This is a genomic window from Actinophytocola sp., from assembly GCF_036402745.1.
Taxonomy (GTDB): domain Bacteria; phylum Actinomycetota; class Actinomycetes; order Mycobacteriales; family Pseudonocardiaceae; genus Actinophytocola.
The window spans coordinates 1-11,717 of record NZ_DASWSJ010000231.1 but is presented as its reverse complement, the minus strand read 5'-3'; the positions used below and the strand labels follow the sequence as shown (position 1 = coordinate 11,717).

Below are 11,717 nucleotides of genomic sequence, written 5' to 3'. Positions count from 1 at the left end.
ACCACCGCTGAACCGTTGGACGCAGGCCTCGAGAGCGCGTGAGCCGCATGCATCACGGACCGGGGCCAAGCACCCAGGTCGCGGGTCTCAGTTTGGGGCTCACTGCTCTGTCGGTCGACAGCGGCCGTCACACGTGGTAGGACTCGTGTGAGCGGGGCTTCAGTGCTCCATGACCGCCCGCGAACAGTCATCCTGCGAACTCCTAAGCGGCAGGTCGCAGGTTTCGAATCCGGCCGGGGCACCCTTGTTGATCAGCGACGACCGGACCTAGAAGGCACGCGGCACGGAGTCGCGTGCCAACCTCTGTGACGACTTGCATGCCGAGTTCGACCACCTCTTCGCGGTGAACGTGCGAGCGCCGTACTTCATCATCCAGCGAGCACTGGCACTGCTGCGCGACGGTGGCCGCATCGTCACGATCTCGTCCGTGGCGACCCGGATGGCCAACCCCACCCAGACGTCCTTCGCCATGACGAAGGGCGCGGTCGAGACGATGAGCATGACCTTGGCCAACGAGCTCGGGGTCCGAGGAATCACGGTGAACGCGGTTGCTCCCGGCGCCACCCGGACGGCGGCCAACGGATCGTTGTTCGAAGCGCCGGGCCTGGCCGAACTCATCGCTGGAACGACGGCGCTCGATCGGCTGGGCGAGCCCGACGACGTCGCCGACGTAGTCGCGTTCCTCGCTTCCGACGCCGCGCGCTGGATCACCGGTCAGGTCATCGACGCACGCGGTGGCCTGTTCCTCGGTCCACGCGCCTGATCGCAGGTTGTCGACGAGAATTCGCTACTCGACGGCGGTTTCCACGCGGACGGCGCCGGTTTCCCACGCCGAGGAATACCCATTCGGTACAACCAGACCAGGCCCGCCTGGAGCCGGCCACAGAAGGTGCACTTGGGGGATCGGTGGCGTGTTTGCCGGTGTCACGAACAACTGACCCGAGCACCATTCGGCGAGGGCCTGCCGCAGCCGCGCGGCAGGCCCTCGCGGCTGTGGTCGGGTTCAGCCTGGCCGACTGGAATGCGCCGCCTTCGCGCTGCCCCGACCGCACCATCGCGGCCGTCCACCAGCTCACGAAGTGAACCCCGGTTGGCCTCGCGGGGTGAATCGGGGCGGTGGGAATGGTCCCGGTGGTCCGAGGCGGAGGGTGGCTGTCGCGGCCATGCTGGGCCGATGGACTACGACCAGTTCGTCGACCTCGTGGCCGAGCGCGCCAACGTCTCGCGGGAGCAGGCCGAGACGCTGACCGCCGCCACCTTGAAGACCCTTGCCGAGCGCATCACGGGTGGGGAGGCGCGGGACCTCGCGGCGCAGCTCCCCGCCAGGCTCGCCAGTCCCTTGATGCCGGCCGAGGAGGAAGCCGAGGGGTTCAGCCTCGACGAGTTCATCCGGCGGACCGCGGAACGTGCCGGGACCGACCGCCACACGGCGAACATCGGCATGGCCGCGGTCATGACGACGCTGCGCGAGGCGGTCGACCGCCGCGAGTTCGCCCACGTGATGAGCCAGCTGCCCCTGGAGTTCCGCGAGCTGGCCCCGCCCCCGCGAATCGGCCGCCTGGACGGGAACTGACCGGCGGAAATCGACCGGCCAGGACGGTTTCCGCGGTGCGTTTTCGTCCTCTCAGGCCGGTAGGTGTCCGAACCCGCCGGCGTAACATCGAACCCAGGCCGGTGAGACCATCAAGGGGTACAGCAGACCGACGGGCGCCCGTCGGCTTCGACTCCCGTGGCCCGGTTAGGCCCCCGGTGGCTGCTGTCAGCCAGTGAGTTGTGCGGTGACGACTGGAACTTTCTTGGTAAGGACAGGAAAACCGGGGGCCGTCCTCATCCCGTACCCGATGGAAGTGAGTTCGTGATGGCGTCGAAGTCCGTCGAGGAGGAGCGGTCGCTCCTGGTCAGGGTCGTCGGAGAGGCGTACGACGAGCTGCGCGTGCTCCCCGGACTGGACGCGAACGGCCCGGCGCTGGTGTGGTTCGCCGAGCACCTGCTCACCGCCTATCACGAGGATGGCGAGACGCGCTGACGCGGACGCCGGCTGATGCACGTCTTCGTCGCGCTGCAACGTGACCCGGCGGGGGAGCTCAACGTCGTCGGCGTTTTCCGGGAGCTGGCCGACGCGTTCGACGCCTTCGGCGAGCCGGACAGCGTCTGGGCGGAGACCGCCCCCGGCCGCTGGACCGACGGCGAGGGCCTGCGGATCGAGCGGCACGCGCTGGTGTGACCGCTAGGTCGGCAGGGGACGGCGGTCGGGCTGTTGTCGTGCCACGGCGGCAAGGGCTTCCAGGTGGGGTGCCAGCTGCCCGAGCGCGGTCGGGTCCGTGGTGTCTGCGCGGAAGATCTCGCGGCGGATGTCCTCCGCGCCCCGGTAGTTCGCCTCGGCCATCGCGTTCAGGTGGTGCAGCGCGTTGTCCCGGCGGGCCGGGTCGTGGAACCGCAGGAGCGTGAGCAGGCGCTGGTGTGCGGACTGTCGCAACTGGACGAAGCGCTCGTCGGTCCAGCGTTCGGTGAGGATCTGGTACAGGATTCGCGCATGCTCGGAGCCCTCGCGCGCGGGCACGTCGAAGTAGCCGGCCCAGATCCATTCCCGCCAGCGGCGCAGGTACGGCGCCGGATCGGCGACCCGGCGCAGGACGAGGTCGAACGTGTCGACGTTGAGGCGGCCCGGTCCGCGGTCGGGGTGCAGCAGGTACGCCGCCATCTCCTCGGCGCAGCGGTCGAGGACGACGTCGAGGTGCTCGCGCAGGAAGTGGTGGTAGAAGTTGTCGTCGCGCAGCACGGAGGTCAGCCTGGTGTGCCACCACACGACCACCTCCGGCGTGGTCGCGCGGTTCATGTGCAGGAACACGTGCTCGAGCTCGTCGGCCGTCAGCGTCCCCGGCTCGAGGCAGTGTTCGAGCGCCTCCCGGCCGGCGCCGCGGCGGTCGAGGTAGGCCGGCAGCGAGATCGCGAGGCCGAACAGGTTGGCCCGCGGAACGTCGCGCGCGGCGAGGGCGAGGAACTCGGCCAGCTCGGCGTCGGTGACCCCCACCCCGACCAGCGCGTCCGCCGTCGCGTTGCTGATTCCCTTGTCACGCAGCTGGCTCAGCGCGCTGCCCAGCAACGCGTTGCCGTCGGCCAGCTCGGCGAGCCGATCCATCGCGGTCATCTCCTCGACGTGTCCTCGCGGACAGGCGGCGCGGAGCCCGGCGCGACACCCGATGAGTCGCCCGGAAACGGGTGGGCATTACGGCCTGCCGTCGTTCTTCAGTGGCGCGGGCGCAGCCAGCGGTAGCCGTACGGGTCGAGCTTGATCTCCTCGTCAGGCGCGCAGTCGTTGTCGCCGAGGTTGTGGACGGCGACGACCGTGCTGCCGTCCCAGTCGCAGCGGTGTGCGAGCACCGGGCCCTTCGCGTGGAGCAGGGAAAGCTCGCCCCAGCCGAACTCCGGGCACTCCTTGCGCTGGCGGATCAGCCGCTCCATCCAGTTCAGCAGCGAGCTCGGGTCGCGGCGCTGGTCGGTGACGTTCGCCGACGTGTCCTCGGGCAGCGGGCGGCACAGGCGCGCACCCTCGGGCGCGGTGGAGAAGCCCGCGTGCGGCTCGCTCGAGGACCACTGCATCGGCGAGCGGGCGCTCCGCCGGCCGGGGATGTCGAGGTTCTCCCGCATCCCGAGCTCCTCGCCGTAGAACAGCGTCGGCGTGCCGGGCAGCGAGAACATCAGCGAGTACACCAGCCGGATCCGCGCCTGGTCACCTGCCGCCGGATCCACGGCGAGAAGTGGTCGGAGGACGAGCCGGCCTGGAAGCCGACGTCCTCGGCGTGCCGGACGTCGCGCAGCAGCCGGCTGGGCGGGATCTGCTCGAGCGAGGCATGCCAACCGACGACGGGCATCGCTCGTCCTCCGCTCGGCTTCGGTTCACCTGGTGGGGTCCGCCGAAGGCTTCCCGACCGGGACAAAACCGAAACCTGCGCGACTCCCCGCTAGGCGATGACCGGCGTGACGGGGGTGCCGCGCTCGATGGTGCGGCTCACCGTGCACAGACGGTCGTGGGACAGGGCGACCGTGCGGGGCAGGAGCTTGCGGGCCTCGTCACCTGCCTTGCCCTCGGGGAACGCGACGTCGAAGGTGACGGTCAGGTTCTCCAGGTGGTTGCCGGTCTCGCCGGAGACCTTGTCGCCCGTGACCGTGATCGTGAAGTCGGTGGGCTCGACGCGGCGGCTCACCACGACGTCGGTGTCGACGGCCGTGCAGGTGCCGATCGCGGCGAGGAGCAGCTCGACCGGGGAGAAGTCGTCGCCGCCGACCGGGATCGTGGCGCCGCGCGCGTTGTGCACCGTGTAGTGGCCGACCGAGTCCCGCTCGATCCGCACCGACCTGAAGGAGTCCATGCCGCCACCCTACGGCCGGACGACGGTGATGCCCGCGCCCGCGGCCGGAGTGTCCATTGCGGACAGTGCGGCCGGGGCGCCGGCGAGGTCGATCACCTTGCCCACCAGCAGGTCCGGGCGCAGCGTGCCGGCCGCGACGAGGTCGAGCAGCGGCGGGTAGTCGCGGGCGGCCATGCCGTGTGTGCCGTGGACGGACAGCTCGTGCGCGACGACGAGGTCCATCGGCAGCGGCGGGGTCGACGCGGCGCCGAGGAGGAGCCCGGCCTGGACGTGCCGGCCGCGGCGGCGCAGGCAGCGCACCGACGCCACGGCGGTGGCCGGCGAGCCGGCCGCGTCGATCGACACGTGTGCGCCGCCGCCGGTGAGCTCCGCGATGGCCGCCGGGTCCTCGACGGGGTGCGCGCCGAGCTCGCGGGCCCTGGCCAGCGCCGCCGCCGAGAGGTCGACCGCCACGACCCGCGCGCCGAGCGCCACGCCGATCATCACCGCGGACAGGCCGAGCCCACCGCAGCCGTGCACGGCCAGCCAGTCCCCGCCGCGCAGCCCGCCGTGGACGGTGAGCGCGCGGAACGCCGTGGCGAACCGGCAGCCGAGCGACGCGGCGGTGACGAGGTCGACGGACTCGGGCAGCGCCACGAGGTTCGCGTCGGCCGCGTGGATCGCGACCCGCTCGGCGAACGAGCCGGGGCCGGTGAAACCCGGCTGAGTCTGGTGTGGACAGACCTGCGCGTCGCCGGCGAGGCAGTAGGCGCACTCCCCGCACCCGCAGACGAACGGGACGGTGACCCGGTCCCCCGGCCGCCAGCGGGTGACCGCGGGGCCCACCGACGCGACCACGCCGGCCAGCTCGTGGCCCGGGATGTGCGGCAGCGCAACGGGATCATGGCCCTGCCAGGCATGCCAGTCAGACCGGCACACCCCGGTGGCCCGCACGTCGACGACGACACCGCCGTCCGGGCAGGCCGGCTCCGGCACCTCGGTGACCACCGGCAGCGCCCGGTACTCGGAGTAGACGACCGCCCGCACGGCTATAGGCTATAGCCGACCGAACGCGGGACGTACGACGCCAGGTGTGCTTCGATCAACCGCGATGGCAACCGTGATATTCGGACTGCTCAGCCTGCCGCTCTACGTCCTCATGCTGTGGCCGCTGGTGGTGGCGTCGCGGCGGGTGCTCGGGGTACGGATCAGGACCGTGCGCGCGCTCGTGGGCGCCGCCGTGGGCTGGGGTGTCGCCGCCCGGCTGATGATCGCGCTCGTCCCGACCTTCGAGCGCTCCACCGGCGCGTTCCTCGGCCTGCTCATCCCGGTCGCCGGCTGCGCGTTCCTCGCGACGCTGATCTTCCTGTTCCTCACCGAGATGGCCTTCCCCAGCGGCGGCGGGCTCGGCGTGGTCGGCCGGGTCCGCTCGCTGCGCAGGCGCCTCGGCCGGGCGCGGCGGTACTCGCAGGTCACCCGCATCGCGGTGCGGCACGGCATCGGCCAGTACCTCGTGGGTCGGCGGGAGGACGGCGGGCGGCGCCAGGCGGTCCTCGCCCGGTCGCTGCGCCGGGCACTCGAGGACGGCGGGGTCACGTTCGTCAAGCTCGGCCAGGTCCTCTCCACCCGGCCGGACCTGCTGCCGGCCGCCTACATCGACGAGCTGAGCAGGCTGCAGGACCAGGTCGCGCCGGTCGACCCGGCCGGGATCGAGCGCGAGCTCGTCGAGGAGCTCGGCCGGCCGCTGGAGGAGGTGTTCGCCGAGTTCGACCGCGAGCCCCTCGGCACGGCGTCGATCGCGCAGGTCTACGGGGCGCGGCTGCACAGCGGTGAGCGGGTCGTGGTGAAGGTGCGCCGGCCGGGCATCGACCGGGTGGTGGAGCGCGACCTCGACATCGTCGACCGGGTCGCGCGGTCGCTGGAGCTGCGGGCGAGGTGGGCCCGCTCGCTCGGCGTAGTCGACCTGGCCGACGGGTTCGCCGCCGCGCTCGTCGAGGAGCTCGACTTCCGGGTCGAGGCCCGCAACATCGCCGCGGTCACCGCCGCCTACACCGGCACGGAGGTGTCGGTGCCGAGTGTCCACATGGAACTGTCCAGCGAGCGGGTGCTGGTGATGCGCAGGCTCGACGGCGAGCCGGTGCGCGCGGCGGTCGGCTCGGTCGAGCCGGCGCGGCGCGAGGGGCTGGCCCGCGCGCTGCTCGACTGCGTGCTGCGGCAGGTGCTGCTGCACGGCGTCTTCCACGCCGACCCGCATCCCGGCAACGTGCTGCTGCTGACCGACGGAACGCTGGGGCTGCTGGACTTCGGCTCGGTCGGGCGGCTCGACGCGGGGCTGCGCAACGGGCTGCGCGACGTGCTGGCCGCGGTGGACCGGGGCGACTCGGCGGCACTGCGCGACGGGCTGATGGAGATCGTCGACCGGCCGGACGAGATCGACGAGCAGCGGCTGGAGCGGGCGCTCGGCGGGCTCGTCGCCAAGCACGTGTCGCACGGTCAGGCCCCGGACCTGGACATGTTCACCGACCTCTTCCGGTTGGTCGCCGACTTCCGGCTGTCGATCCCGCCGCCGATCGCCGCGGTGTTCCGCGCGCTCGCGACGATGGAGGGGACGCTCGCGCTGCTGTCGCCGGGGTTCAACATCCTGGTCGAGTCGCGGGCGTTCGCCAGCGCGCTGGTCGGCGAGCGGATGCAGCCGGACTCGCTGCGCCGCACGGCCACGGACGAGCTGCTGTCGCTGCTGCCGGTGCTGCGCCGGCTGCCGCGGCGGATCGACCGGGTGGGCGCGGCGCTGGAGCAGGGCCGGCTGTCGGTGAACGTGCGGCTCTTCGCCGACGAGCGGGACCGCGCGGTGGTCACCGGGATGCTGCACGAGGTGCTGCTGGCGTTCACCGGCACGGCGACCGGGGTGATGGCGGTGCTGCTGCTGGCGAGCACGAGCGGGCCGCGGGTGCTGCCGGAGGTGACGCTGAACCAGCTGTTCGGCTACAACCTGCTGGTGATCAGCGCGCTGCTGGGGCTGCGGCTGCTGTTCGTGGTGTTCCGCTCGCAGCGCCGCCGGGGCACCGACCACCCTACCTAGGGTGTCCGCGCCACGTCCGCGCCGGCGACCGTGAGCCGCAGCGGCGCACAGCCCTCGGCCGGGTCGGTGACGACCTCGTACTCGGTGCCCTGCGATCCGATGATCACGACCGGCACCGCGGTGGGCTCGTAGGCGCACGTGGCGCCCAGCCGCGCGGCGACCTCGGCCCGCTGGTCGACGGGCACCCGCCACTCGGCGATCGTCGCCTTCGTGGGGACGTGCTCGGTCGCGGGCGCGCCGGTGGCCCAGACGAACAGCACCCCACCGGCGGTGGCGACGAGGAGGGCGGGCGCGAGGATCCAGCCGGCCCGCCGGAAGCGGGTGTGCAGCCGCACGTAGCTCGCGGTCTGCAGAACCGCGCGCTCGGTTCCAGACAGGTAGTCGTGGTACTTGGCTGCCCGGTTGACGGACTTGGCGTCCTGGGCCGGATCGTCGCGCCATTCCTGGAGCTTGTCCCGGTAGCCCGACGCGGCCTGCCGCACCGACTCCACGAAGTCGGCCGGCTTGCCGTTCCACGGCGCCAGCAACGGGCTCGCCTTGACCGCCGCCTGAGCCCGGCCGAGCGAGGAGGATCCGGGCACGCTCATGACGAGGTCCTCCAGGCCCACCGCGCTGGCGGCGGCGAGCGCCGTGGCGGTGAGGAGCGCGACCAGCGTGCCCACCATGGCCGCCCCGGCCCCGACGAGCGCCGCGACGAACTGGGCGTGCTCGGTGTCGGCATCGAGGCTGCCGAAGCTGGAGATGCCGATGCCGGCGAACACCACCCCGGCCACCGCGCCGAAGGTGACCACCAGCCAGCGCGCCGCCTGCCGGAGCCGTTCGGCGGCGCCGGCCAGGGCGGTCGCCGGCGCCGCCGCCGGGACCGGCGCGGTCACCGCGGCTCGCCAGCGGCGTCCGGCGCGACGCCGAACATGAGGACCGTGCCGCGCTCCAGACCGGGGATCGCGGCGCCGGGCAGCGGACGACCCCTGGGGGCGCGGGTCGCGTCGAGCCGGTAGGCCACGAGGTTGCCGGTGTCGTCGTCGAACAGCCGGGGGAAGGCCGAGTACGGGATGGCCACGTGGTTGCCCCGGTGGTCCACCTTGATGATGGTCGCCACCCAGGATGGGTCCTGGTCGATCAGGAGCACGTCGTCCTCAGCCGGGGCGCCGGGTGCGTCCGGCTCGTCCGGCGTGTCCGCCTGCGTCGCGGGAGGCACCGGCCGGATCTGGTGCTCCACCGGATTGCCGTGCTCGTCCCACGCGTTCAGGATGAAGAGCTCGTCGCACGGGATCGTGTGTTTCTCGATGGTCGTCACGTCCGTGGCGTCGCGCACGCCGGTTTGCCGTTACCGCGATTCCTTTCGGTGCGGTCGCGGGTCTACCTCGCACCGACTACGAAAGGGACACCATGACCAACACACTGGTGCGGGACGACAGCGCGGTGCGGGCGGTGCTCGACGGCGTGTACGCGGCCTGGGCGGCGGGCGACGCGGACGGTTTCGTCGCCGGCTACGCCGAGGACGCGACCGCCGTGCTGCCGGGCACGTTCCTGCAGGGCAAGGCGGCCGTCCGGGCCACGATGGCGGCGATGTTCGCCGGGCCGCTGAAGGGGTCGCGGGCGCTGCACGAGGTGCGGAGCATCCGGTTCCTCGACGGCGTAGCCGTGGTGGTCAGCAGGGGCGCCGTGCTGGCGGCCGGGCAGACCGCGCCGGACGAGTGGGCGATCGAGACCTGGGTGCTCGCCCGGCACGGCGGCGGGTGGCTCGTGACGGCGTTCCACAACTGCCCGGCGTGACGATGACCGACGCGTTCACTCGTGAGGCTGAGCCGTTCCGGCGGGAGCTGGTCGCGCACTGCTACCGGATGCTGGGCTCGGTGCACGACGCCGAGGATCTGGTGCAGGAGACCTACCTGCGAGCCTGGCGTGGCTACGAGGAGTTCGCCGGCCGGTCGTCGCTGCGGACGTGGCTGTACCGGATCGCGACGAACGCGTGCCTGACCGCGCTGCGGCAGCGGGGCAGGCGCGCGTTGCCGGCCGACCTCGACGCCGGCGCGTCGTTCGCCGACTGGCTGCAGCCGATGCCGACGGACCCGGCGACCGCCGCCGAGGACCGCGAGTCGCTGCGGCTCGCGCTGGTGGCGTCGCTGCAGCTGCTGCCTCCGCGGCAGCGGGCGGTCCTGCTGCTGCGCGAGGTGCTCGCGTGGCCGGCCGCCGAGGTGGCCGAGCTGCTGGACACGTCGACCGCGGCGGTGAAAAGCACGCTGCAGCGCGCCCGCGCCCGGCTCGACGAGGTGGCGCCGTCGCCCGACGAGGTGACCGAGCCACCCGCGGCCCGCGCGGTGCTCGACGAGTACATCGCGGCCTTCGAGCACGCGGACGCGGCGGCGCTGTCCCGCCTGCTGCGCCGGGACGCGACCTTGGAGATGCCCGCGTCCCGCACCCACGGCGGCGAGGCCCTCCGGGGCGCGGTGGCAGGCCTCGGCTCCCCCGGCGACTGGCACATGCTGCCCGTGACCGCGAACGCCCAGCCGGCGGCGGCCGTCTACCTCCACGGCAAGGCGTACGGCGTGGTGGTCCTCACCGTGGCCGGGTCGCGGATCGCGCGGATCACCGTGTTCGCCGACCCGGCCCTGCTCGGCCTGTTCGGCCTACCCGAGGTGGCGTGAGCGCTGGTCGACGCCGAGGGGGCCGTACGGGTAGTCGGCGGCGATGGGGGTGCTCGCCTCGGTGAGGAGGGTCGTCTCCTTGTCGGTGAGGTGCAGCTCCGCGGCGCCGAGGTTGTCCTCGAGCTGCTCGACCGTGCGGGCGCCGAGGATCACCGACGTGACGGCCGGGCGGTCGGCGACCCACGCGAGCGCCACCTGCGACATCGACACGCCGCGCGCCTCGGCGACCTCGCGGACCGCGTCGATCACGCGCCACGTGCGCTCCTCGGCGTTGCGCGGGCCGTAGGCCTCCATGCCGCGCTGCGGGTTCTCGCCGAGCCGGGTGGCGCCGGTGGGGGCCTGGTCGCGGGTGTACTTGCCGGTGAGCCAGCCGCCGCCGAGCGGGGACCACGGCAGCATGCCGATGCCCTCGTTGCGGCAGACGTCGACGAGCTCGAACTCGATGTCGCGGACGAGCAGGCTGTACTGCGGCTGCAGGGTCACGATCGGCGCGGCGTCGCCGGCGAGCAGGGCCGCCTTCTGGAGCTGCCAGCCGAGGAAGTTGCTGACGCCCGCGTACCGGATCTTGCCGGTGCGCACGGCGTCGTCGAAGAAGGCGAGGGTCTCCTCGATCGGGGTCAGCGGGTCCCACGCGTGCGCCTGGTAGAGGTCGACGTGGTCGAGGCCGAGGCGGCGCAGGCTGGCGTCGAGCGCGCGGGTGAGGTTGGTGCGGGTGAGGCCGGCGTCGTTGGGCCCGTCGCCCATGGGGAAGCGGCCCTTGGTGGCGATGACGAGCTGGTCCCTCTTGCCCGACCTGGCCAGCCACCGCCCGATGATCTCCTCGGACACGCCGCGCGAGTAGACGTTGGCGGTATCGACGAAGTTGCCGCCACGCTCGAGGAACCGGTCGAGCTGGGCGTGCGACACCTCCTCACTGCTCTCGGCGCCGAACGTCATCGTGCCCAGGCACTGCGCGGACACGACCGTGCCGGTGCGGCCCAGGGTGCGGTACTCCATCGATCTGCCTCCATTGTCTGGTTACCTCCAGTCTGGACGTGACCGATTCAGCTGTCCAACAGAAGGATCCGATCCCACCGATCACCACACGCGATCAATCGTCCGACGCGCCGGAAAGGGCGACACCAGCCGTCGAGCTGGAAAATGAGCCCTGACCAGGCAATACGCGGGCTCGCCTCGCGCCCGCGCGCGCGTGCAGAACTCAAGTCCCGAACGCCCCCACCCACTCCGGGGGCACCCCTCAGCGCCAGTCTATCGGTGGGTACCGACGGTTTCGGGGTTGTCGGGGTCCGCTGTGGACAGCTCGGCCAACTGTGGACAACTCGCGCGGCCGGGCCGGTTCGACGCGAGGGCTACTTCAGGCCGGCCACGCGGCGGGCCAACTCCACCCGGGAACGGACGCCCAGCGTCGTGAAGATGTTGCGCAGGTGGTGGTCCACCGTGCGGTGGCTGATCACCAGGCGGCGCGCTATCTCCTTGTTCGTCGCGCCCACGGCCACCAGGCGGGAGATCTCCGCCTGCTGCGGGGTCAGGCCGGCCAGCGACGCGTCCGCGGCGGCACACCCGGTCTCGCCCGCCGCGCGCAGGCCCGCGCGGGCCCGGTCGGACCAGTGCGTCGCGCCCGCCGACTCGAAGACGCGCAGC

15 protein-coding genes and 1 pseudogene are annotated in these 11,717 nt (G+C 72.4%); 7 read left to right on the top strand and 9 right to left on the bottom strand.

Translation table 11 applies throughout. From position 1 onward, the window contains the following. Positions 1-310 precede the first annotated feature (310 nt). The 4 genes and pseudogenes from VGD70_RS22185 to VGD70_RS22170 all read left to right on the top strand — a co-directional run. Positions 311-763 (top strand): annotated as a pseudogene (locus VGD70_RS22185) (SDR family oxidoreductase); the annotation flags it as partial. 411 nt (positions 764-1,174) lie between these two features. Continuing rightward, positions 1,175-1,573: a DUF2267 domain-containing protein gene (locus VGD70_RS22180; protein ID WP_331084317.1), complete on the top strand. Its 399-nt coding sequence runs from the start codon at positions 1,175-1,177 to the stop codon at positions 1,571-1,573. Between the two features lie 285 nt (positions 1,574-1,858). Beyond that, positions 1,859-2,026, top strand: a complete 168-nt coding sequence (locus tag VGD70_RS22175) for a hypothetical protein (protein WP_331084315.1) — start codon at positions 1,859-1,861, stop codon at positions 2,024-2,026. Between the two features lie 15 nt (positions 2,027-2,041). After that, the gene (locus tag VGD70_RS22170) at positions 2,042-2,224 is read left to right on the top strand and encodes a hypothetical protein (protein ID WP_331084313.1); all 183 of its coding nucleotides are present in this window, start codon (positions 2,042-2,044) and stop codon (positions 2,222-2,224) included. 3 nt (positions 2,225-2,227) lie between these two features. Here the strand turns inward: VGD70_RS22170 and VGD70_RS22165 are convergent, their stop codons facing one another. From VGD70_RS22165 to VGD70_RS22145, 5 genes are all read right to left on the bottom strand, one after another. Next, positions 2,228-3,148, bottom strand: a complete 921-nt coding sequence (locus VGD70_RS22165) for a hypothetical protein (protein ID WP_331084311.1) — start codon at positions 3,146-3,148, stop codon at positions 2,228-2,230. 98 nt (positions 3,149-3,246) lie between these two features. Then, positions 3,247-3,750: a hypothetical protein gene (locus VGD70_RS22160; protein ID WP_331084309.1), complete on the bottom strand. Its 504-nt coding sequence runs from the start codon at positions 3,748-3,750 to the stop codon at positions 3,247-3,249. Then, positions 3,699-3,872, bottom strand: coding sequence for a hypothetical protein (locus tag VGD70_RS22155; protein WP_331084307.1), 174 nt, complete (start codon positions 3,870-3,872; stop codon positions 3,699-3,701). Before VGD70_RS22155 ends, VGD70_RS22160 begins: the two co-directional genes overlap by 52 nt. Positions 3,873-3,962: 90 nt before the next feature. Beyond that, positions 3,963-4,370, bottom strand: coding sequence for an OsmC family protein (locus VGD70_RS22150; protein WP_331084305.1), 408 nt, complete (start codon positions 4,368-4,370; stop codon positions 3,963-3,965). Positions 4,371-4,379: 9 nt separating this feature from the next. Then, the gene (locus tag VGD70_RS22145) at positions 4,380-5,396 is read right to left on the bottom strand and encodes a zinc-dependent alcohol dehydrogenase family protein (RefSeq protein ID WP_331084303.1); all 1,017 of its coding nucleotides are present in this window, start codon (positions 5,394-5,396) and stop codon (positions 4,380-4,382) included. Between the two features lie 64 nt (positions 5,397-5,460). Between VGD70_RS22145 and VGD70_RS22140 the strand changes: the two genes are divergently transcribed. Continuing rightward, entirely contained in the window at positions 5,461-7,428 is a 1,968-nt protein-coding gene (locus VGD70_RS22140) for an ABC1 kinase family protein (protein ID WP_331084301.1), read from the top strand. On the opposite strand, the gene VGD70_RS22135 is transcribed toward VGD70_RS22140, so the two are convergent. Together VGD70_RS22135 and VGD70_RS22130 are read right to left on the bottom strand one after the other, a co-directional pair. After that, a complete protein-coding gene (locus VGD70_RS22135; protein WP_331084299.1) occupies positions 7,425-8,303 on the bottom strand; it encodes a hypothetical protein in 879 nt (292 codons plus the stop codon). The genes VGD70_RS22140 and VGD70_RS22135 overlap by 4 nt on opposite strands. Beyond that, positions 8,300-8,743, bottom strand: coding sequence for a hypothetical protein (locus VGD70_RS22130; RefSeq protein WP_331084297.1), 444 nt, complete (start codon positions 8,741-8,743; stop codon positions 8,300-8,302). Before VGD70_RS22130 ends, VGD70_RS22135 begins: the two co-directional genes overlap by 4 nt. Before the next feature lie 74 nt (positions 8,744-8,817). Between VGD70_RS22130 and VGD70_RS22125 the strand changes: the two genes are divergently transcribed. Next, positions 8,818-9,204, top strand: a complete 387-nt coding sequence (locus VGD70_RS22125; RefSeq protein WP_331084295.1) for an SgcJ/EcaC family oxidoreductase — start codon at positions 8,818-8,820, stop codon at positions 9,202-9,204. Positions 9,205-9,206: 2 nt separating this feature from the next. Continuing rightward, positions 9,207-10,076, top strand: coding sequence for an RNA polymerase subunit sigma-70 (locus VGD70_RS22120; protein ID WP_331084321.1), 870 nt, complete (start codon positions 9,207-9,209; stop codon positions 10,074-10,076). On the opposite strand, the gene VGD70_RS22115 is transcribed toward VGD70_RS22120, so the two are convergent. Both VGD70_RS22115 and VGD70_RS22110 read right to left on the bottom strand, forming a co-directional pair. Further along, complete coding sequence (locus VGD70_RS22115) at positions 10,059-11,072, bottom strand: aldo/keto reductase (RefSeq protein ID WP_331084293.1); 1,014 nt, start codon at positions 11,070-11,072, stop codon at positions 10,059-10,061. The genes VGD70_RS22120 and VGD70_RS22115 overlap by 18 nt on opposite strands. Before the next feature lie 353 nt (positions 11,073-11,425). Then, positions 11,426-11,717 (bottom strand): helix-turn-helix transcriptional regulator (locus tag VGD70_RS22110; RefSeq protein WP_331084291.1); only part of this gene is annotated, 292 nt, incomplete at its 5' end.